Annotated in this window: 23 protein-coding genes; 18 read left to right on the forward strand and 5 right to left on the reverse strand. The window is 54.9% G+C overall.

Annotated elements, in window-relative coordinates; all coding sequences use genetic code 11:
• The first annotated feature begins 260 nt into the window (after positions 1-260).
• The gene (locus tag AB7M26_RS22400) at positions 261-1262 is read left to right on the forward strand and encodes a FecR family protein (protein ID WP_123496802.1); all 1002 of its coding nucleotides are present in this window, start codon (positions 261-263) and stop codon (positions 1260-1262) included.
• A gap of 55 nt (positions 1263-1317) precedes the next feature.
• On the opposite strand, the gene pvdQ is transcribed toward AB7M26_RS22400, so the two are convergent.
• Positions 1318-3663 (reverse strand): bifunctional acylase PvdQ, encoded by a 2346-nt coding sequence (gene pvdQ / locus AB7M26_RS22405; protein ID WP_123496804.1) that lies wholly within the window; start codon positions 3661-3663, stop codon positions 1318-1320.
• 234 nt (positions 3664-3897) lie between these two features.
• Here pvdQ and AB7M26_RS22410 point away from each other — a divergent pair, with 234 nt between their 5' ends.
• Entirely contained in the window at positions 3898-4269 is a 372-nt protein-coding gene (locus AB7M26_RS22410; protein ID WP_123496806.1) for a fe2+ zn2+ uptake regulation protein, read from the forward strand.
• A gap of 19 nt (positions 4270-4288) precedes the next feature.
• Here AB7M26_RS22410 and AB7M26_RS22415 read toward each other — a convergent pair whose 3' ends face one another.
• Entirely contained in the window at positions 4289-4477 is a 189-nt protein-coding gene (locus AB7M26_RS22415) for a hypothetical protein (RefSeq protein WP_007901365.1), read from the reverse strand.
• A 564-nt stretch (positions 4478-5041) separates the two neighbouring features.
• Between AB7M26_RS22415 and AB7M26_RS22420 the strand changes: the two genes are divergently transcribed.
• The 5 genes from AB7M26_RS22420 (at position 5042) to AB7M26_RS22440 (ending at position 12154) form a co-directional block, all read left to right on the forward strand.
• Positions 5042-6283, forward strand: coding sequence for an MFS transporter (locus AB7M26_RS22420; protein ID WP_429386222.1), 1242 nt, complete (start codon positions 5042-5044; stop codon positions 6281-6283).
• Positions 6284-6304: 21 nt separating this feature from the next.
• The gene (locus AB7M26_RS22425; protein WP_123496810.1) at positions 6305-7435 is read left to right on the forward strand and encodes a LuxE/PaaK family acyltransferase; all 1131 of its coding nucleotides are present in this window, start codon (positions 6305-6307) and stop codon (positions 7433-7435) included.
• Position 7436: 1 nt separating this feature from the next.
• On the forward strand, positions 7437-9839 hold the full coding sequence (locus AB7M26_RS22430; RefSeq protein ID WP_123496813.1) for an aldehyde dehydrogenase family protein: 2403 nt from the start codon (positions 7437-7439) through the stop codon (positions 9837-9839).
• A gap of 63 nt (positions 9840-9902) precedes the next feature.
• Complete coding sequence (locus tag AB7M26_RS22435) at positions 9903-11192, forward strand: phenylacetate--CoA ligase family protein (protein WP_185022124.1); 1290 nt, start codon at positions 9903-9905, stop codon at positions 11190-11192.
• Positions 11192-12154, forward strand: a complete 963-nt coding sequence (locus tag AB7M26_RS22440; RefSeq protein WP_123496816.1) for a GNAT family N-acetyltransferase — start codon at positions 11192-11194, stop codon at positions 12152-12154. Before AB7M26_RS22435 ends, AB7M26_RS22440 begins: the two co-directional genes overlap by 1 nt.
• Here the strand turns inward: AB7M26_RS22440 and AB7M26_RS22445 are convergent.
• Positions 12143-13069 (reverse strand): LysR family transcriptional regulator, encoded by a 927-nt coding sequence (locus tag AB7M26_RS22445; protein ID WP_123496818.1) that lies wholly within the window; start codon positions 13067-13069, stop codon positions 12143-12145. The genes AB7M26_RS22440 and AB7M26_RS22445 overlap by 12 nt on opposite strands.
• A gap of 117 nt (positions 13070-13186) precedes the next feature.
• Between AB7M26_RS22445 and AB7M26_RS22450 the strand changes: the two genes are divergently transcribed.
• On the forward strand, positions 13187-14182 hold the full coding sequence (locus AB7M26_RS22450) for an aldo/keto reductase (protein ID WP_123496820.1): 996 nt from the start codon (positions 13187-13189) through the stop codon (positions 14180-14182).
• Between the two features lie 49 nt (positions 14183-14231).
• Here the strand turns inward: AB7M26_RS22450 and AB7M26_RS22455 are convergent, their stop codons facing one another.
• Positions 14232-14762, reverse strand: a complete 531-nt coding sequence (locus tag AB7M26_RS22455; RefSeq protein ID WP_008069187.1) for a hypothetical protein — start codon at positions 14760-14762, stop codon at positions 14232-14234.
• Positions 14763-15214: 452 nt separating this feature from the next.
• On the opposite strand from AB7M26_RS22455, the gene AB7M26_RS22460 reads away from it, so the two are divergent.
• The 3 genes from AB7M26_RS22460 to AB7M26_RS22470 all read left to right on the forward strand — a co-directional run bounded on the left by AB7M26_RS22460 (position 15215) and on the right by AB7M26_RS22470 (position 17183).
• Entirely contained in the window at positions 15215-15661 is a 447-nt protein-coding gene (locus AB7M26_RS22460; RefSeq protein ID WP_123496822.1) for a DUF411 domain-containing protein, read from the forward strand.
• Positions 15661-16095 carry a YqaA family protein gene (locus tag AB7M26_RS22465; RefSeq protein WP_123496824.1) on the forward strand — a complete coding sequence of 145 codons (435 nt, stop codon included), beginning with the start codon at positions 15661-15663 and terminating at the stop codon, positions 16093-16095. The genes AB7M26_RS22460 and AB7M26_RS22465 overlap by 1 nt, the downstream gene beginning before the upstream one ends.
• Before the next feature lie 122 nt (positions 16096-16217).
• Positions 16218-17183 carry an alpha/beta fold hydrolase gene (locus tag AB7M26_RS22470; protein ID WP_429386230.1) on the forward strand — a complete coding sequence of 322 codons (966 nt, stop codon included), beginning with the start codon at positions 16218-16220 and terminating at the stop codon, positions 17181-17183.
• A gap of 8 nt (positions 17184-17191) precedes the next feature.
• Here AB7M26_RS22470 and AB7M26_RS22475 read toward each other — a convergent pair whose 3' ends face one another.
• On the reverse strand, positions 17192-17959 hold the full coding sequence (locus AB7M26_RS22475; RefSeq protein ID WP_429386232.1) for a hypothetical protein: 768 nt from the start codon (positions 17957-17959) through the stop codon (positions 17192-17194).
• 148 nt (positions 17960-18107) lie between these two features.
• On the opposite strand from AB7M26_RS22475, the gene AB7M26_RS22480 reads away from it, so the two are divergent.
• The 7 genes from AB7M26_RS22480 to AB7M26_RS22510 all read left to right on the forward strand — a co-directional run bounded on the left by AB7M26_RS22480 (position 18108) and on the right by AB7M26_RS22510 (position 21568).
• Positions 18108-18425 carry a hypothetical protein gene (locus AB7M26_RS22480; RefSeq protein WP_429386235.1) on the forward strand — a complete coding sequence of 106 codons (318 nt, stop codon included), beginning with the start codon at positions 18108-18110 and terminating at the stop codon, positions 18423-18425.
• Between the two features lie 434 nt (positions 18426-18859).
• Positions 18860-19246 carry a Rap1a/Tai family immunity protein gene (locus tag AB7M26_RS22485; RefSeq protein ID WP_429386237.1) on the forward strand — a complete coding sequence of 129 codons (387 nt, stop codon included), beginning with the start codon at positions 18860-18862 and terminating at the stop codon, positions 19244-19246.
• Between the two features lie 801 nt (positions 19247-20047).
• Positions 20048-20200, forward strand: a complete 153-nt coding sequence (locus tag AB7M26_RS22490; RefSeq protein WP_429386240.1) for a hypothetical protein — start codon at positions 20048-20050, stop codon at positions 20198-20200.
• Positions 20201-20283: 83 nt separating this feature from the next.
• Entirely contained in the window at positions 20284-20793 is a 510-nt protein-coding gene (locus tag AB7M26_RS22495; protein ID WP_429386242.1) for a hypothetical protein, read from the forward strand.
• Positions 20794-20847: 54 nt separating this feature from the next.
• Positions 20848-21054 (forward strand): hypothetical protein, encoded by a 207-nt coding sequence (locus tag AB7M26_RS22500; protein WP_429386244.1) that lies wholly within the window; start codon positions 20848-20850, stop codon positions 21052-21054.
• Entirely contained in the window at positions 21051-21398 is a 348-nt protein-coding gene (locus AB7M26_RS22505; RefSeq protein WP_429386247.1) for a phage baseplate plug family protein, read from the forward strand. Before AB7M26_RS22500 ends, AB7M26_RS22505 begins: the two co-directional genes overlap by 4 nt.
• Positions 21398-21568 carry a hypothetical protein gene (locus AB7M26_RS22510; protein ID WP_429386249.1) on the forward strand — a complete coding sequence of 57 codons (171 nt, stop codon included), beginning with the start codon at positions 21398-21400 and terminating at the stop codon, positions 21566-21568. Before AB7M26_RS22505 ends, AB7M26_RS22510 begins: the two co-directional genes overlap by 1 nt.
• Positions 21569-21582 lie beyond the last annotated feature (14 nt).

Consider the following 21582-nt stretch of genomic DNA (forward strand, 5'->3'; position numbering starts at 1 on the left):
AGCAGCTGCCGAGCTCCAACGAGGCTGCTACGGCCTGATGCAGCCTCGCTGGGGCTCGACAGCAGCTACAGTCCGGGACGGCGGGATCAGTCCTGGAGGTCTTGACCCTTTTTTCACTCCATTTATGGATACTGGCTGGTGACACCCGGCTTTCAGAGCGTCCATGTGAAAATAAGTTGTTCTTTGATGGGCAAATGCCATGACGGTTGTTCTCGCAGACTTCCCCTCAAGGTTAGAATGCAGGAAATCAGGATGAGTCAATGACCGACCACTCTCTCTCCCAAGCACAATACGACGCCATCACCGATGCCGCTGCGCACTGGTGCATGCGTTTGCATGCCATCGACTGCACAGCCGAAGAGCGTCAGGCGTTCGAGCAATGGCATGATGCCCATCCCCTGCACGCTTTCGAGTACGAAGCCATGCTGGAAATCTGGGAGGTTGCGGGCGATTTGCCTCGTCCCGAATCTCCCGCGCCGGCTGTTCGCGGCAAACCGACAATGCCTTGGCGCACTTTCGGCATTGCCGCCACCGTCTGCGCCTTGGCGTTGCCGCTGGCGGCCTATACCGGATGGAACCTGGGTTGGCTGCCCAATGCCTATCAGCATTTCGAAGCGACCGACAATGTTCGTCAGGTCACGCTGAGCGACGGCAGTCAAGTGGAGCTGAATCTGGGCACTGAACTGACGTTCAGCAATTACAAGGATCAGCGTCGTGTCATGCTGAAAAAAGGCGAAGCCTTCTTCAGCGTCAGTCATGACCTGCAGCATCCATTTATCGTCAAGGCAGCCGATGGCAGAATTCGCGTCACCGGTACCCGATTCAATGTCTGGATGTATGAAGACCAGGTACGCGTGAACCTGATCGAAGGGGCCGTGCTGGTGACCAGCAACGGTGCCTTGCCCGGCGAAGGTTCACGTCTTGAACCTGCCATGCAGGCACGTTATCGACACGGCGACTTCACGCCGCAAATCAGCCAGGTCTCTGCCGATGACCACTCGCTGGCGTGGCGCAGCGGCAAACTGGTGCTCGATGATCTGACGCTGACCGACGCCCTGCCCTTGATCAATCGTTATTTGAACAAGCCCGTCATGATCGCGGACCACAGCACCGGCTCGATTCGCCTCGGTGGTGTCTACAACATCAAAGAGCTCAATAGCCTGGTGGCTTCGTTGCCCAAGGTGCTGCCGGTCTATCTGACCCGCAACAAGGACGGCAATCCGGTCCTCAATTCGATCCCGCAACAAGCCCCAAAAAGCTGAAGGCCGCCACCCTTGCGAGGTGCGGCCTTCATGTTTCATTCGAACGCTATCGCTATTACTGCGCGGCGATCTTCCCTGCCTTCTCATCCTGCTCGCGAATCGTCTGAGCCTGATACTGCGGATCGGACGTGATCTGCTGCTCGGTGAACGGCAACACACTCAACTGCTTCTTCGAAAAGGCCAGTGTCTGGTCCCGGGAGTACTTCGACGCCGGGTCACTGGACAATGAGAATGCCAACAAACCTTGAGCCTGCGGCCCCTCGTCATCGAAAGTCACCACCTGCAAATAGCTGGTGCCACTGACGACTTCGCGCTTGCCGTCGGTTCTCGGCACGCTTTGGATCGCGTTATACACACCCAGCGTGCCCGGTCCGCCGTGAATTGGCGTTTGCTGCCCGCCACTGCTGACCACCTGGATATCGCCCCAGCGGCTATCGGCTTTCAGGCCAAGGGTTTTTACCTGTTCGACCGAGGCCAGCATCGCCGCCCGAATCGCTTTGGCGACGTCTGGCTGTTCAATTGCCAGGCCACGTGGAGTGTGTTGCGGATCCTTCGGATCGAACGCGACACGCCAGATGCCAGGGATTTGCTGCAACGGCCCCATGACATTTTGAAAATGCACAAAGCCCAATCCACTGTCCAGATTCACCCGGCGATCCCAAGCCTTGAGGCTGGCACACAACGGCGTAAGCGTCGGCGCATCGGCGCCAAGATCCGCGGCGCAGAATTGCAGCAGGTCCGGCATCACCTGGGTCGCCTGATACACCTGATCGTCCATCACCATGTGTTGCAGATCTGCCGCAGCGACAGGGCCGGCCTTGCTCAAGGTGCCCAGACGCTCCAGTGCGAAGCGCGAACGCAGCCCCAACGGTTGATTGTCCTGACTGATCAATGGCGAGAAGCCGGTAAGCGGTTGTGCCGGGTTGGCCATCCAGGCCGAATCGTTGGAATGTTGTACAAAGTCTTTGCGCAACAGTTGCGGCAACTTGTCTGCCGCATAAATACCTTTTTGCGCAGCGTGCGGGTCGATGTCCCAGGCACAGGCGCTGTTGGAACCGTCGAGCAGGATCATCTGTAATCCGGCCCGAGGATCGCTGCACTTGGCCAGCTTGTCGGCATTGACGTTCGGCACCACCGACAGGTTCATGTAAAGCGTCTGCCCCTGATCGTCCACCGCCAGGGTATTGACCCACGGAATCCCCTGAATCTTGTGCACCGATGCCTGAAAATCCTTGAGGCTGGCGGCACGGTTCATCGCATACCACTGCTGCAAGACCCGGTCGTTATCCAGATTGGCATCGCGCAGGCTATAGGCGAACTGGTTGTTCCAGTCCAGCTTGCCGGGCCATTGCACAATCGGGCCGAATTGCGAGCTGTAGACCACATGGGAAATCTGCCGGGTCTGACCATCGGCTTGCTTCACGTTCACCGCCAGCGTCTGCTTTTTCATCGGCAAGGACTTGCCATCCAGCAGGTAACGGGTCGGATCCTTGGGATCGAGTTGCAGACGATACAGCGTGAAATGCTTGGACGAATCCACCGTGTGGGTCCATGCCAGGTGCTGGTTGAAACCAATATTGATCATGGGCAGGCCGGGCAACGCGGCGCCCATGACGTCCAGTTTGCCGGGAATAGTCAGGTGCATCTGATAGAAACGCATCCCACCGACCCAAGGAAAGTGCGGATTGGCCAGCAGCATCCCGCGTCCGTTGAACGAACGTTCGCTGCCGACCGCCACGGCGTTACTGCCGCGATCCAGGGCGAAACGTTGCATGCGTGAAGCCGCCAGCTGGAACGATGCCGGATCGCCCACCACCTGCGCGACGGTTTTCGGTGGGGTAGCGCCGGCCAATGCTTCGGCAAACTGCCCCACGCCGCCTTCGACCAGCAGACGTCGGGTCAGCTTGATCACATCCTGCGCAGTGATCGCGCGCACCCATTCGCCCTGGCATTGCTGCGGCAAACCCTGGACCTGGCGCTCTGTCAGCGAACGGTTGTAACCGGCCACATAACCGTCGATGAGCTCACGAACTTCAGGCGTTTGCGCCTGCCAGAAAGCGCCGACTGCCTGCGGGGTGTTCAGCCAGTTGAAAAACAGATCGCTGGCCAGGTTCCCGCGCTCTTCGACGGTAAACTGGTCGGGGCCGAAATACCGGGAGCGCTCGCCATTGACGGTGACAATCTCATTGGCCAGCAAGCACAGATTGTCTTGAGCGTAGGCATAGCCAATGCCATAGCCGAGCCCGCGCTCGTTGTCGGCACGAACATGCGGCACGCCGAAACTGGTTCGACGAATCTCGGCTGTCGCCGGCTCTGGCTGGCTGCGCGCGTTTGCCGCAAGACTCAGCCCCAGAAACACACCCGCAAGGCTCAACCTGGTTAACTGCCTGGAAATAATCACGCTCGCTCCTGATCGAAAAGACGTATGACACGCAATGCGCCTTCCCTTAAAACGAAGCAAACAGCAAAAATTTAAGCCTTTGAGGGTGCCCCCACGCCCGGCTCACGGGCCGCTGACGTACTGGCGACAAATTTTCTACATACGGGTCTTCATTATTTGCCTGGCTCGTTCGTCTTATTGATTGAGAGCACCCATCACATTTTTCCTGATCAGGCTCTGAAAAGGAGTTTTTGCATGTACAACCCGCAACTGCCAACGGACGGTAGCCATGCGCCAAAGGCCAGCACCCTGGGCTCCGGCGTTTTCAATCAACCAGCCGAACGCCACGGCAACGAACGGATCAGGTTTCTGCTCAAGAGCTTTGGCCTGCGAACCAGTCTGATTCGCCTGAAAGTGATCGACGCCTTGCTGACGGCCGCCCAAAGCGACCGCAGCCTGGGTGTGCGTGGCGTGCACAGTCACTTGCTGGACCTGGACATTCCCCTGTCCTTTCTCAGTGTCCGTGAAGTGTTGAAACGCTTATGCGGTGAAGGCGTGATCACCCTCAATCCGGACAAAAGCTACAGCCTGCATCCACAGGCTGCCGCCGTCCTGTTTAACGAGTAATCCGGCCATGGGGCGTCGCTCAAGGCTTGACCTTGCGACGCATCACGCCATTGATCACCACCACGAGCACCGCCACGCCAATGGCGATGTACTGGAACAGCTGCTCTGTGATGATCCCTGCATTTTGCAGCCAGGAAAGGCCGAACATGATCCCCAGTACCACCAGGGAAATCAGTATCGAGTATTTCAAACGTTGCGACTGGGTCATTGCGGGTTCCTGAACCAAAAAATGTATCCGACTTGTATTCGATTGCATGCCAAGCCACTACCGATCTGCGGGAATGAGGGGCTGCAAGCGAGGTCGTATGTTACAGCCGATGACGAAATTTGACTTCATTGCGGCGATAACCATGAGGATTTTGAAATGTTTCGTCGAATCACACAGCCGATTCCCTTGCTTGCTCTCCTGACCCTGAGTGGCTGCATCGTTTTCCCCCACGGCGGCTGGCATGGCGATCGTCATTATGACCATGGCGCGCCGAGTTATAATCAGCCTCGATAACATTGGCTGGCCGGTTATATAACCGACTTATTCGCCAACACCAAAAACTTACCCCTCAAACCTCCGTATAAATGTCTGCTTTATAGCGGGCATTTTTCGTGCAGAGGATTTATTACGAACTTCCAGTCTCTTTTTCCTGAAAACCCCAATCAGACACACAATGAAAAATAGTGAAGCTTTTTGCCTCAAATAAGCACATGAAAATCCTCATGGGCCATGGTTATTCTTGTTCTGCCGTCTTATCAGACTTCCGGCATCAACAGGAACATCATGCACAAACCGTTAATAGATATAAGTTCGCCTCGACTCCTTGGCTTTTGCCTTGCAATCACTCTTTTTGAACTTCTGACTTATATGGCCAGCGATATGATCATGCCGGCCATGTTGACCGTAACCCATCAATTGAATGCCAGTGCGAGTCATGTTCCCTACGCCTTCAATCTTTATTTGGCAGGGGGCATTCTTTTGCAATGGCTTATCGGTCCGCTGTCCGATCATTTCGGTCGTCGCAGAATGCTGCTCATCGGTTGTGCGGTATTCGCTCTAGCCTGTGCTGCGGCGTTTTACGTGCAGAGCATCTTTGTCTTCAATGGTTTGCGCCTGATTCAGGGCATGGGATTGGGATTTGTCATCGCGGTCAGTTATCCAGCCCTGCAAGAAGTCTTCTGTGAAGCCGACGCTGTAAAGATCATGGCATTGCTGGGTAACGTGGCACTGCTCTCGCCGCTGCTGGGTCCTTTGCTCGGCAGCCTGATGTTGGAATGGCTCTCCTGGCGGGAGCTGTTTTTACTGTTAGGGGTCGGCGGTGCGATGGTCTGGTTGGGGCTTTACTGGTACATGCCGGAAACGGTGGGCACCTTGCGTCAGGACGATCAACGACTGGCTGCCGTACCCTTTGAATGGGGCGGCACGGTGCGCCGCTACGCCGCTTTGCTCACCAACACGCAATTCCTGCGCGCCACCGTCGCCTTGGGACTGATGAGCCTGCCGTTGATTGCCTGGATCGGGCTGGCACCTCTCTTGCTGATCCAGAACCAGGGACTTTCCACCCTGCAGTACGGCCTGTGGCAGATCCCGGTATTTGCGGCAGTCATTCTCGGCAATCTGATACTCAACCGATTGATTGCCAACATTGAACTGCCCCAACTGATTCGATACGGGCTCTGGCCGTTTTGCGGTGGGCTCATCGCATTGGCCGCCATCACTTTCACCGGTGCCTCGACGCTCCTGTTGGTCAGTTGCCTGTCGCTTTACGCCATCGGTCTTGGCATGAGCAACGCCGCGCTGTACCGGCTCGCGCTGTTTTCCAGCGATGACAGTAAAGGGCTGGTCTCAGCCGCGATCGGCATGATCTCCATCGCTGTCATGGGTGGTGGTGGCTCGATTATCGCAGCCCTGGGTGCCGGTGACAGCCTTGAGGCCTTCGCTCTGATGGCCTGTCTCATGGGGCTATTGTGCCTGGCGCCCTTGAGACTGTTTCTGCGTCGTTCTCACCTCCCGCTTGCGATCTGACACCAACCAGTAGGTCTTTTGATGATCCATCTACCCCATACCGATGCGCTTTGTGCGTTAACGCAACCCTATTGCCTGGATTCCGTGCCGGACGGTCTGTTCGACCGGGCCATGAGCGAAATCAGCCTGTTTCATTGTCATCACACACCCGGATACGAACGCTGGTTGAATGCTAATGATCTTGATGCCAACGCCCTGGAGACGCTGGATGACTGGTCAAGGTTGCCGCCGATTTTCGCCAATTACTTCAAACGTCATCTGGTGTTCGGTCCCACAGGCGAAGACGCGCTGGAGCTGACATCATCCGGCACCAGCGGCCAAAAGAGTCGCATGCGCTACGACCATCGCAGCATGGCCGCGGCACAAGGCATGGTGAACCACATTTTCCGGCATTACGGCTGGGATACACCGGCCAGCCCCTGCAACTATCTGCTCCTGAGCTATGAGCCCGAGGCCGCCATCACCCTGGGCACTGCCTATACCGATCAGTTTCTTTGCAGCTACGCCCCCGTCAACCGTGTCGCTTACGGCTTGCGCCTCACTGGCAAAGGTCATGAGTTCGATCTTTTTGGTGTGATTCGAGCCTTGCAAGAATTTGCCGAGGAAGGATTGCCCGTTCGCATTCTCGGTTTTCCGGCGTTCCTTTCCCATGCCCTTCAATGCATGGAAGACACCGGCGTGGCTGATTTGCAGTTGCCTGCCCAATCATTGGTGTTTCTGGGGGGAGGCTGGAAAACCCAGGCGGCACAGGAGATTCCCCTGCATCAATTGTATGCCCGAATCCATCGGCAATTGGGTATCGACCTGCCCCGCTGTCGGGACGGCTATGGCGCCGTAGAACATGCAGTGCCTTATATCCAGTGTGCCCACCATCATTTTCATGTACCGATCTATTCGAAGGTTTTCGTGCGTAACCCATCCGATTTCACTGTCCAGCCATACGGCAAGCGCGGCTTGCTGGAATTCGTCTCGCCGTACATTTCGTCAAGCCCTGCCCATGCCGTGGTCATGGGCGATCTGGCAACATTACATCCTGGCGCCAGTTGCGGATGCGGTCTGCCAACCGATTGGTTCGAGCTCCATGGCCGTGCCGGCACCTCCGCCAGTCGCAGTTGTGCCATGGCCGCTTCCGAACTGATCGGAGGCGCTTGATATGTACCTGATCAATGGCCAGTTGCGTGATGACATCACCCCGGAAAGTGCCCTCGAACTCCTTAAGAAACCATTGCCCCGGCTGCTTTCTTCACCGATCGATAGTGAGACCGTTATCGAGTCTGCTGTGCGCTTTGCCACGAAGTTGCAATCTCGTAGCCAGGATCTGTCCCTTGACGATGAGCAGTATCAGGGGCTGATCGATTTCTGCCAGCGCAGCAACCTGAGCACAAAACTTGAGCGAGAGCTGGGCCTGCAACCGCGTTCGCTGCGACGTATCGACTATCGACAGCCATGTTTCGAAAGCTGGCATCCATTAGGCTTGGTGGTGCATATCACCCCAGGCAATGCGCCATTACTGGCGTTCTGCGCAATACTCGAAAGCCTGCTGGCCGGCAATATCAACTGGTTGCGCCCCAGTGCCAGCGATCAGGGGTTGACCGCACAGTTGCTGGCCGCCCTTGTGCAATGCGACAGCAGCGGCAGACTGGCCGAATTCGTAGCAGTACTGCCGGTTGACACCTCACGGATAGCTCAACTTTGCGCCACGGCAGACGGAGTATCGGCCTGGGGTGGTGTCGCAGCGCTCAAGGCGATTCGTCAGCAGATTCCTGTGGGATGCCGCTGGATCGATTGGGGGCACAAGATCAGCTTCGCCTATCTGTCACCTGAAGCGGCAGAGCCCGCCGCGCTCGATGCCTTGGCAGATGAAGTCTGTCGACTGGATCAACAAGCGTGCTCCAGCCCTCAATGGGTGTTGGTGGACAGCAACGATCCGGCGGTCCTGCACGACCTCGGAGAGCGTCTGGCCGAAGCCTTCAAACGTCGCGCCCAACAGTGGCCTGCGCTAATGCCGACAGATCAGGAAGCTTCGGAAATCACCACACGCACTGCCATGGCGCAGCTTGATCAGTGCTTTACCCATCAGACCGGCCAGGTGTGGACCGGCTCCGGGTGGCGTGTCATCTGGGAGCATCATCAGACGCTCGCGCCGTCGCCGCTGTTTCGTACAGTGCTGCTCAAGCCAGTCCCACAGCACTTGCTTGCCGAATCACTGTTGCCCTGGCGAAACGTCCTGCAAAGCTGCGCACTGATAGCTTCCCCGGCAGCGACACCCGAGCTTGTTCGTACACTGGTCAATGCCGGCGTCACGCGCATTGCTCCTTGCCAGACGATTCATGATGGCTACGCCGGCGAGCCTCACGATGGTGTTTATGCGCTGTCGCGTCTGAGTCGCCGCCTCTCCGTGAGCCTGGCCGCTGATGTCTCGATTGGCCGCTCAACGCTCGACCCGGTGCCGCCTGCCCCTGACACAGCCCGTGGCCCGATCATGGACAAAGACACCTTCACGACCCAGCCGATCAGCACCACGGCACAGCTGTATTTTCGCTCCGGCGGTAGCAGCGGCACTCCGGCCCTGGCAGGTTTCAGCTACCGAGACTTCCAACGACAAATGCGCGCCGCGGCTGATGGCATGTTCGCTGTCGGGCTCGATCCGTCACAGGACCGGGTGATGAACCTGTTCTATGGCGGGAACCTGTACGGTGGTTTTTTCAGCTTTTCGAGCATTCTTGAACAGATGGGCGTTGCACATTTGCCTATGGGGGCTCCCCAGGACGACGACTTCAGCGAAATCGCCCGACTGATCGTGGAGCAACGAGTCACCGTGCTGATTGGCATGCCCAGTACGCTGCATCGCCTGTTTTTCAAGGAGCAGGCCCGACTTCGCGACTATGCCGGTATTGGCAAAGTGCTCCTTGGCGGCGAGCATCCGGGCGAGGCCAGTCGACACCTGATGGAAAGTTGTGGAGTGTCGACGATTCGTTCTGCTCTCTATGGATCCGTCGATGCAGGCCCACTGGGTCATGCCTGCCGGGCTACCGCGGACGGCGTGTTCCACTTGATGTGCGAAACCCAGTATCTGGAGATCATCCAGTTCGAACAGGATGTGCCGGTGCAAGCCAATGAGATCGGCCGTCTGCTATTTACCTCCCGCGCCCGGCAAGGTCAGCGCGTTCACCGATATGACATCGGCGACACCGGCCGCTGGCTCCCCGGAGCCTGCCCTTGTGGACTGGAAACGCCGCGATTCGAACTGCTGCAGCGGCACGGCAAGCTGGTGCGGATTGGTACGGAGTTCATCTCGCCTTCGGCGCTGGAACACAGCGTAGGAGTCCCCATTCAAGTTGTTCTGGATTACACCGCCAGTGGCGTCGAACGAATGCAGGTTCGAACGGATGCCGATACCGCCTGGGTACGAGAAAAATTGCTGACCCATGAAGCATTGGCAAATGCCACAGCCGCGGCCCTGTTAATTGTCGAAGTTACCGCCTGCGCTGAACATGAATTCATACGAAACAAACACAGCGGAAAAGTCCCACTGATTGTCGATCGAAGAATATAAAAACAGAACGTTTCAACGACCGTGTTTTTCAAACCAAAACGCCTGATTAGAAAAGAGAATCCAGTGAAATCAATTCATTCGCTCGAACAACTCGTGTCTTTTGTACGACAACACTCAAACTACTACAGCGCGCATCTGAAACATTTACCCACCACAGGTATTACGTTAAAAGATTTACCGTTAACCAATGTGACCAATTATTGGACCGGCAGCAATGATTTGAATCATTGGTCGGTCTTGACGGGAAATGTTGATGACGCGTTGGTGTTTAAAACCGGAGGTTCGACCAGCCAGGGGAAACTTGCGGTTTACTCCTACGAGGAATGGCAAACACTGGTCAGTACATTCGGAAACAGTCTCTCTTCTCAATTGAACAATGGCGACCGCGTCGCCAATCTGTTCTTTTCAGGGGATCTCTACGCCAGTTTTCTGTTTGTCCACGATTCCCTGGCCCATGTCGGACGATCCATCTGTGAGTTTCCGTTTACCGGAGACATCGAACCGGACGTACTGGCGGATGCGATCGCACGACATCGAATCAATGTTCTGGCCGGGGTGCCCGCACAGTTGCTTCGATTCGCGGCCTACCTGACGCAGCATCGGCGTGTGTTGTGCGGGGTCGAGACGCTGCTGTATGGCGGCGAAAGCCTGTTTGCCCCGCAGTTGGCAATCCTCGGCGAAGTATTCCCCAACGCCCGTATTGCCTCTATCGGCTACGCCAGCGTAGACGCGGGGCTAATAGGGGCCAGCACTCGCGACTGCGCATTGGGCGAGCATCGGGTATTCGAACAGCAAACCTTGCTGCAAATCATCGATGAACACACCGGTGAAGTGATTGAAGAATGCGATCGTGTCGGAATGCTAGTGCAGACCAATCTGACACGCCGGCTCATGCCGCTGCTGCGTTACCCGGTGGGCGACCGTGCATGTTGGCGTGAACCGACCGCCACCCCGAGGCGTAAATTCGCCCTCAAGGGGCGTAGCGCCCACAGTCAGCGGGTACGAGTCGGCGTGCTGTCGCTGTTTACCGAAGAAATACACGAGATCATTCAGCGCGTAGCGCACAGCGAGCAATGGCAATTGCTGATCGAACAGACCGGCCCCAAGGATCTGTTGAGCGTGAAGTGGGTGCCCGAACCTCAGTCACAAGCCGTCGAGCCGGTACTCCGCGCATTGCGTGAAGCTTTGCTTGCCCACTACCCTGCCATCGACGACCTGAGCCGCGAGGGGCTGCTGGAGTTTCGAGTACTCTGCTGCGCAACCACAGACCTGCAGCTTCACCCTCGCTCGGGCAAACAATTGCGAGTGCGGGATTTGCGAGTGTATGACGTCTGCTCGCAGGAGCTCGCGTAATGACCCGGTTGATATTTCGCCCCTACCGTTCTTCCGACGCAGATGCCGTGAGCCGGTTGTTTCGAGAGGTCTACGGCGATCTTTACGCTCAGCCGGATGTTTACCTGCCGAACATGATCAGTCAGCACAACGCCGAAGGCCGCTGGCAATCGATACTGGCCGTGGATGGCGCGCGGGTGCTCGGGCATGCCGCGCTGTGCCGCGACTCGCCTTCGAATACCGCGGAATTGGCGCTCACCGTGGTACATCCCATCGCCCAAGGGCAGAATCTCGCGACCCATCTGTGCCTGGAACTACTGAGGCAGTCGCGTTTTCTGGGGCTCAAGAACCTCTCGATCAAGCAAGTGACCCATCATCCCTACACTCAACGCATGGCAGGCAAAATCGGCTTCCACAGTACCGGGCTGCTTCCCGATTATGTCCCTTCGCCATTCGCTGAACCACTTCCGGAAACCATCGTGATGGGCTGTCACCTGATCGATGGACACACGCGCCCGCTCCCCGACATCCCTTGGCCCGCAAGCTGCCGGACGTTTATGCAGCATCTGTGTTCGGTGTTTGGAACCCGGCAAGACAAGGCATCACGACCCGCGATGCCCTTGCAAATAAAGCAACATCAGCATCGGTTCGACATTGTCATCCGGCGTTTGAACAGACGTTTGCTTGAGCAGATCAGCCAATTACCCCAGCACTGGCTGATCTCGGCACGGCTGGAACTGTCCCGGCACTTTGCCCGGGACATGCACAGTTTTTCGGCTCTGGGCTTCGCCTTCACCGGCTTGATGCCCACGCCAGATGATAATGGCTGGTTCGCCCTGTTTCATCGAGGCGTCCAGTCTCGCCCCCTCAACCTGCACTGCGCGCACATGCAACGATTGCATGACGACTTACAGCAAAACGCAAATGCCACGAGAACCCACCGGTACGTCGACGCCCGTACCGGTTCCCGCTCAGCCGCTTGAGTGTTTTCTATAAAAGTCACTGCTCGGCTGCGCGCAAAGCTCCACCAGCCAATCGACAAACACCCTCACCCGTCGAGACAACTGGCGGTGCGGTGGATAGAGCGCCGTCAACGGAAACGCCGGTGGCGGCACTGCCTTCAGGACTTCACACAAACGGCCTTCGTCCAGTTGTCGGGCGACGTGATAATACGGGGTCTGGACCAGACCATAGCCCGCTTCGCAAGCGGCGAGATAGCCATCGGCGCTGTTGACCGAAACCTGTTTGGGCAGATCGATCGGCTGCACCTGACCATCCACCACAAACTCCAGTCCGTAACGCTTGCTGGTGCTGCTGGAGAAATACTCCACCATCTGGTGGCCATCGAGATCGGCCAGACACTGAGGCGTTCCGTGACGTTGCAAATATTGCGGGCTCGCGCAGGTGACCTGGTCCATCATGACCAGCGGCCTTGCCACCAGTGAATCGTCCAGGGCCGAGCCTCCCCGCAACACGCAATCGACACCTTCGCGGATCAGATCCACAGGCCGGTCATTCAACCCGATTTCCAGTTCGATCAAGGGATACCGGGCAGTGAATTGCGGCAATGCCGGAATCACAATCAAACGTCCCACTCCCGCCGGCATATCCACTCGCAGCAGACCTTTGGGGTTTTGGTGAGCAGCGGAAAACACCGCTTCGGTCTCCTCCAGATCCGCCAGCAGCCGCACGCAACGCGGGTAATAGGCGGCGCCATCGAGCGTCAGGCTGATCTGGCGGGTGGTGCGTTGCAGCAGTTGCACGCCCAGATGAGCCTCAAGTTGCTTGATCAGAATGGTCACCGAAGCCCGGGGCAATTGCAGGCTGTCCGCCGCTTTGGCGAAGCCGCCCAGTTCGACGATTCGGGTGAATACGCGCATGGCGTTGAAACGGTCCATTGCTTTGGCTTACCGGCTGATTATTTAGAAATTACAAATAGTGATAGCAGTTTTAGCCGGTTTATCTTGTTTCTGTCGAGGTCAACAATGGGATTCAATTCACAGGGAGCTGATTTCATGCAAACACGTCAACTGGGCAAAAACGGTCCGCAGGTGAGTGCGATCGGTCTGGGCTGCATGGGCATGACCGATTTCTACACCACCGGCGTGGACACCCGCGAAGCCACGGCCACTTTGCACCGCGCGCTGGAACTGGGAATCAACCTGCTCGACACGGCAGACATGTACGGCCCACATACCAATGAAGAGCTGATCGGCAAGGCCATTATCGGCAAGCGTGAGCAGGTGTTTCTGGCCAGCAAGTTCGGCATTGTCCGTGACCCGTCCAACCCCGGTGCACGGGGCGTCAACGGTCGACCGGAATACATTCGCGACGCTATCGACGGCACCCTCAAACGCCTTGGCGTGGAAACCCTGGATTTGTATTACCAGCACCGCATTGATCCGCAGTTGGCCATCGAGGAAACCGTCGGCGCCATGGCAGAACTGGTGAAGGCCGGCAAGGTGCGTTACCTGGGATTGAGTGAAGCATCGGTCACCACGCTGGAGCGAGCGAACAAGGTTCACCCGATCAGCGCACTGCAAAGTGAATACTCGCTATGGAGCCGCGACCAAGAGGAGAACGGCTGCCTGGCAGCTTGCCAGCGTCTGGGTGTTGCTTTTGTGCCTTACAGTCCGTTGGGCCGGGGCTTTTTGACCGGAGCTCTGAGAAGTCCGGATGATTTCGCAGCCGACGACTACCGTCGCTTCAGTCCACGTTTTCAAGGGGAAAACTTCGCAAAAAACCTGTTGCTGGTGCAGCAGGTTCAGGCCCTGGCCGCCGACAAGGGGGTGACGGCGGGCCAGCTGGCGTTGGCATGGGTCTTGGCCCAAGGGGATTACCTGATTCCGATTCCAGGCACCAAACAGCGTAAATACCTGGAAGAAAATGTGGCCGCGCTGGACGTGAAACTGAGCCGCGAAGAATTGCAGGCCCTGGAAGGGATTTTCCCGGCCAATGCCACGGCAGGCCTGCGTTATCCGGAAGAAGTCATGAAGTTGCTTGACCGATAACAGCTGCCCGGCCCGTTCGATGGTTCGAGCGGGCCAACGCGGCCAAACATCACGCCTTGGCGTTAACGCCCTTGTCATTAGGAACCGTCGTACCGTTGCCCTTGCCGTAAGCTTGCAAGTTCTGCAGTACGTAGATCGCCGTCTTGTATTCAGGGATCAGGCCAACGGCGTACTTGTCACCCTTGATACTGTTGTTCTGAATGGTGTCCAGTTGCGTGGCGAAATACTCTAGCGCATTGAACTTCGCATCCGGGTCTTTCTGTACACCAAAACGATCAAACTTGTCACCGGCATTAAGCAAGGTCATCGAAGTAATATCGGAAATCAGGCCTTTGCCTCTCAAGAAAGCACTGAGATTGCCCAGTTGCTTGGCGGATACATTTTCCGGGTCGAAGCCCTTGATGTTCCTGTGCAGTTTCTGTTCATCCATTTTCGCCGTATTCAGCGCATTGGGATTGCTTCCCACCAATGCCAGCATCTGCTTGACCCTGGCGCTGTGGGTGACAGGCTTGCCGCTGCCGGTATCCTTGACCAGTAAACCTGCCTTGCTCGTCCATGCGCCTGTATAGCCGATTGTCATGACCGGGCTCCCGACTGCGTGACGGGATGCCGATCATCCAAAACACACAGACGTCCTTGTGAGGCGACCATAAAAGTTCCTTGTTTAACCGAGATAGGTGCGGGCGAGTATCGATGTGTGCTCTAACGTCACCAACAAATATTTCCATTTTTTACAATTCTCATACATTTACGGTACATACCAGAAAGCGTCTTGTTTCATTGGTCTACATGATCTTTCGATATTGGCGAATATCACTAATCAAGCTCATGTACGCCTTGGTTAGTTATTTGTGCGTGCCGGGCAAACCAATTTGCTGGTGCTTAATGTTCGTTGATCGCAACAGGCTGGCATGGCCCCCTCGCCACAGGGGTTTATCCAACGCTGTATCACTTCGAAACAATCCGCTGTCTCTTTGTTGGGTAAACGGGTCAAAATGCATCTTTTTGGCCACAACCCGAGACGAGATCCCCATGCGAACCCACCTGCGTCTGGCCGCCCTGAGCGCCCTTTTCATCTCTTCCCTGGCCCAGGCTGCCGAGCTGATTCCCATCGAAGTTCATCGCGATGCCAACTGCGGTTGCTGCAAAAAATGGGTCAGCCACCTGGAAGCCAACGGTTTTAAGGTCGCAGACCATGTTGAAGCCGACATGAGCCAATTCAAGCAACAACACAGTGTGCCACCTCGGCTCGCGTCGTGTCACACCGGCCTTATCAACGGCAAATTCGTCGAAGGCCACGTGCCGGCCGATCAAGTACTGGCCTTGAGCAAGCGTGACGATTTGTTGGGGGTTGCAGCCCCTGGCATGCCGATGGGCTCGCCCGGCATGGAAACGGACGGCATGAGCGATGCCTATCAAGTGATCGGTTTGAAAAAGGACGGCACTGACGTGGTGGTGGCGGACTACCCCGCCCATTGATGTTCGGCGCCTACATCGGGCTGTTTCTCGCGGCGTTCGGTGCCGCGACGCTGCTGCCACTGCAATCCGAAGCAGTGCTGGTGGGGTTGTTGCTCAGCAATCAGGATTGGCTCTGGTCGTTGTTGGCCGTCGCAACGCTGGGCAATGTGCTGGGCTCGCTGCTGAACTGGTGGTTGGGGCGCGGCATCGAGCGGTTTCGCGAGCGGCGCTGGTTTCCGGTCAGCCCTCGCCATCTCGAGCAAGCCCAAAAGCACTACCAGCGTTATGGCCATTGGTCGCTGTTACTCAGTTGGGTGCCCATCATTGGCGATCCACTGACGCTGGTGGCTGGCGTCATGCGCGAACCGATGGGGCGTTTCCTGGTGATCGTGACACTCGCCAAGGGCGCCCGCTATGGTGTGTTGGCCATGGCTACGCTGGGATGGATGGGTTGAATGATCAGGGCCATGGCGGCGCTCCCACATGATTTCGCTCGGCACTACAGCCATGACCTAATGTTTAATGTCACCCTAATCATGCCAGTCCAGCATCGGCGGATTTCCTGTGGAGCTTACCCATGTCGCCCATCCTCTCCCGCTGGTTACCCGGCCTGCTGCTGACAGCGGCTCTGCCCGTTCTCGCTCACGCCCAGAACCAGAATCAGAACCAGGCCGAAACGCCGGAATACGGCCCGCAACTTCAGGGTTTCGAGTACCCCTACACGGTCAAGTACTTCGACTTTGAGTCCCAGGGCAAATCCCTGCAGATGGGTTACATGGACGTTGCCGCCCAAGGCAAGGTCAATGGACGCAGCGTGGTGCTGATGCACGGCAAAAATTTCTGCGGCGCGACCTGGGACAGCTCGATCAAGGCGCTGAGCGAGGCCGGTTACCGGGTCATCGCGCCGGACCAGATCGGCTTTTGCACCTCCAGCAAACCGGACCACTATCAATACACTTTCCAGCAACTGGCAGCCAACACCCAGCAACTGCTCAAAACCCTGGGCATCCAGAAGGCCACCCTGCTCGGCCACTCCACCGGCGGCATGCTCGCCACCCGCTATGCGTTGCAATACCCCGATCAAGTCGAACAGTTGGCCCTGGTCAATCCAATCGGCCTGGAAGACTGGAAAGCTCTTGGCGTGCCCTATCTCACGGTTGATCAATGGTATGAGCGCGAGCTGAAAGTCACGGCGCAAGGTATCCACGACTACCAACGCAACACCTATTACGATGGCCGCTGGAAGCCGGAGTTTGATCGTTGGGTGAACATGTACGCGGGCCTGGCCAAAGGGCCAGGCAAAACAGCGGTGGCTTGGAACTCGGCGCTGATTTACGACATGATCTTCACCCAACATGCAGCAATGCTGGGATTATCCTACAGACCACGTAACAGGCAGTCAATTGAGGACATCATCCAAGCTATAGAGGTAGAAAAGCCCGCTTGCGGGGCGGGCTTTCGTTTATCAGTATGGGACGATCTGAGCATTTCAAAGGTCCAGTACATCGTAGATTCACGGTGCTACCAGACTCCCTCGGCCTGACGCCTCGTTCAGAGCGGCAAATAAGACATGTCGAAATCTGGATGAAGTACGTACTCACGACCGTCTGGAGATAAAGAAACAATCCTGTAGCCGTTGACGTAGTACTCCTGAACAAGCTTGCGTTTCACCAGCACATCAACGGCACCATCCGCTTGAACCTTCGTAAATTTGATCCTTTCACTGAGGTCTACCACATAGCACTTCTCGCCGGAATTGTCGTAATACGCGATAGCAGCAAGGGCTCTACGTTGATGCTCGGTAAGCGGTTGCACCTTGGGAGCCTGTAGGTCAGCAATCGTCACTTGGGCAATAACCAGTTCCATATTGGCAGTGTCCAGTTTGTTACGAGTGGCGATCAGTTTTGAATTGGCAGCACTCAACTCTTTGTTGGCCGCGTTCAGCTTTGCATCTACAGAGTTCAGCTCAACGTTGGCGTCTCTCGCTTTCGCATATGCCTTACTCAGTTCCGTCTTGGTGGCTTTCAGTTCTGTGTTCGCTTCGTAGATCCCCCAGATTCCAGTTGCCGCTATGAATCCCATACCGACTGTGACTGCGACAAGCACCCATAGCTGCATCGGGAAGGACTGGCTTAGCCAAGTGCCCACGCTCAGCATCCAGCCCCCAATCGCAGCCATTGATGAGCTGAAAAACGACACGTCGTAATAACTCTCCGCCAGCTTTGTGGCGGGAACCCCCAAGCCGGGTACAAGTGCCCATTTCCCTATCGTTTTGATCAGCTTCAATCCAGAGCCCTGCTTTGCGTTGTCCGTCTGCATGTCTTCACCTGTACCTGCCCAATGTCGCGGATGTTAGCTGAGTCGTTCGTCTGAAAGCCAACCGAAACGGCCCATCTGAAGGACACAACTCTTGAAGCTTGGCGAGCCCAGATATACTGTATGCACATACAGTATTCGGTATGACGCGATGAAAGACGATTTGATAGACGACATGGGCTTTGAACTTGGAATGCCAACGCATGCCGAAATGCTTCAGCACTACAACTGTCTGTTAGAAGCTGAGCTAGAGACGACTCGTCGTGATTTACGCAAGGCGCACAGGAACATTGCCGGGTTGATCGTGATGTACCGAGACAACTCTAAAGAGCTTGCAGCTCTGAAGCTGGAGCACGAGCGTCTACGTTGGACATTGAGCGATATGTATAGACGTGAGAGTGAGAGGAAAACCGCACGCATGGGCTACCAGTACGGCGACCACAGCAAGCGACAGGAACAGCCTAACTGATAGAGGCTAGTCGTATTTCTTCCCGGTAATCACCAGAGCGGATGGCCCCCATTTCTTCAGGAACGCCTCTCCCTCTCTCGTGGTGAGGCATTGAGTCTTAACTTGAATGTTAGATACCCCGATACCAAGGGTTTGTGCCTCCGCATTGAGATTCTCGACAGTCGTCTTCTCAACCGTGCTAGCAGCAGAGTAGCAACTGACCAAACTTGAGTACATTGTGTCGATCAGCCTCTCTGACTCGCATGCCGCTGGCATGCCCATAATCGAAGCACATACACTGAAAACTACGTGATAAAACATCTCGCACCTCTCCTTCTAGTGGCCAAACGATGCCAGCCTGATTCGAGCCTAGCAGAAGAAACTCACCGGGATGGCAGATTGCCGCGATGTGTAGTTGAGCTAACATCAACTGACCAGAATCTGAGGAAACCATCATGAATGCATGGACGGCGTTGTTTGGTGTGCTTGTTGGCGTATGCGTTGTTGAAGCTAGGGCTGATGAAACTAGCGGAAATGAGCAGCTTGAAATGTGTACCAAAGCACTGATGATATATGAGAGAGGTGCAGGTGCTAAGAATGTCCTTGAAGGCATGATGTTTGGAGAATGCTTGGCACACATAGAAGGCGTAAGGGATACGATGATCAACTACAATAATCAGCTCCCCAAAAGTTCTCAAACCTGCTTCCCGAAATCAGGAGGGACCAATGGGCAATCTGTGCGTATTGTGTTGAAGTATCTTAACGAGCACCCAAAAGACTTGCATGAAAATCGAACACTACTAACTATAAACGCACTGCACAGCGCCTACCCATGCAAGTAATATTACAAACTACTCTCATCATTTTATAAATAAATGATTTGCAATTAACACTCAATAGTGTTGACAAGTAAGGGTTTCATGGTACAATAGTCTATAAGGTAGAGTAAAAGATTACATAAAACTCTAACACTAATTTCCCCTTCAATAGTTGTCTCTTCTCGGTTACACACTATTGTCTTCTGTCAGGCTCATTCATGGCCTTCCTTAAGCTCCCCCGGTAGCTAGACAGACACCGGGTTATATTCTCAATTCTGTTGTCACCATTTAGCGATTGTCACAACTGAAAGACCAAAGGTCATTGGCCCGCGAAGCCGTGCAACCTCTTCAACACTTTCTCTGTAGTGTGGTCGAAACAGAGCCTCCTATTCCACGCCAAAACATCAACTCCCTCCATGGGTTGAGGTTTCCTCACGCTTCGCTTGTAGTGTGGCAAATACAAGTAGACTTACATACTAGGTGCGTGGTTGTTCTCTGGTGTGCATAAACTCTCGTCCGGGAGAGAGTCGAACCGGAACTACTTCAGAGCATGGCCCCGATATCGGTAGCGCCAGTTCAACACTAATACCAATGAGAGCGGGTATGAAGGGGCTGAGAAATTGGCCCCTTTGTTTTGTCTCGACTCTCAACCTGCACACTTTTGGTATACCTCGCAACACAATGTGACATCAGTCACGCCCTCTCTCAATATAAGGTAACAAAAACAATGATTACATTCGCTCTAATGCTTGCATGTGCTGTATCCATCGGTCTGTTCGCTTATGGCGCTCCGTCCCTCATCGCTCTATTCAGAGGCACACGTTGATGGATGCTGAAGTAATGGCTTTTATGCAAGCTTACATAAACACTCTCGACGTGCAAAAGTTTCTTGAAGCTGAAGATGTCGAGTGCTTAGGTCTTCTCCCAGATGAAGAAGACGAAAATCCATACGCTGATTTGTATGAGGACATTATCTAATGGAAGCGTTCTTCATGGCTACAGCGTTCATCCTACTAATCTCGTTTTAACAAACCCTACTCTCATATAAGGAATCAAATCAAATGACTATCCAATCCGTTCCAACCAAAGCACAAATCCAAGAAGCTAAAGACGCTGCAACGTTTGCATACCTCAACCGTCTAGACGGTATTAGCGAAGACTATAGTGCTGAGCCAAACGCTCGTGGCGATTACCCACGTAAACGTTTCATGGGCGCTCTTGAAAGCTTCACATATCCTTACGTTGACGCAATGGTTCGTGACCTTGCCGTTAAGCTGTCTGAAGGTTATACGCTGTCTGAAGTGGTTACACAGTCTGTTGGTGTTGTGCAAATCATCGTTCTTACAAAACCTGAAGCTTTAGTCGCCGAAGCACTGAAGATTATTCAAGCAGAGGCTGAAGCTGAGTTGAAATCCAAGATGTTGAAGGCTGCTAACAAGCAAATCGAAGTTGAGATTCAAGCTGCTATCGCTAAACAGATTGCTGAAGAAGAAGCTTCTGAGCAAGCCGCTAAAGCTGCTCAACGTACCCGCATTGAACGTGACATCCGTACAGCTCACGGCCTGAAATAATTAAGTTGAATGGGCTCGCATAGAGCCCTCACAGAACACAAGGAAAATATGAACATGACAATCCAAGACACTCCAGTTATTGAAATCACCGTAACCTCTGCCAGAACTGTAGAAGAGCTTATGAAAGAAATCGGCCCTGTTATTCAGTACGAAGTCAACAAGGCGGCACTCCAAAACATCACCATTGCCCACGGCATGGGTGGTGACATTCGTGTAATCAAGGGTGAGATTACAAATCTCGTTGTTGGTGACGCAGCATGAGTACCGTATTCGTTCAACTGCCTTTGCACTCTGACTTGAGCTATCGCTACAGTGCATCCCTTGAAACCGTTTCTCTTCAGTTCAAATTCTACTGGAACGAACGAGCCACACAGTGGCTTATGGATATCCGCCTAGAAGATCAAACACCAGTTATCTTGGGATACGCTCTAGTGTCTCAATTCCCAATGCTTGCAGATACAACACTAGAGTCTGTCGGCCTGAGTGGGCACTTTGAGCTAATGCCTGTGAACATCGCGGTAGCCTCTTCTATTACACTAGAATCTTCTGTAGTTCCCGAGTTCTTCAAACTCTATTACGTCTACGACGTGGAGGACGCAGCATAATGAAAAACATTTCTGACCTAGCCATTTACATTGCACAGAACGCAGCTCTGTCTGCTCGCGTGCAAGAACTGGCAGATGAAGTAAGCCTGTTGACAGAACAGCGTGACGGTTTACTTGATCTTCTAGAAGCTACAGTGCAATACACTACCAACATTCTCGAAGCAATCTGACATAAGGATATGAA

It is taken from the genome of Pseudomonas sp. F-14 TE3482 (genome assembly GCF_053629455.1).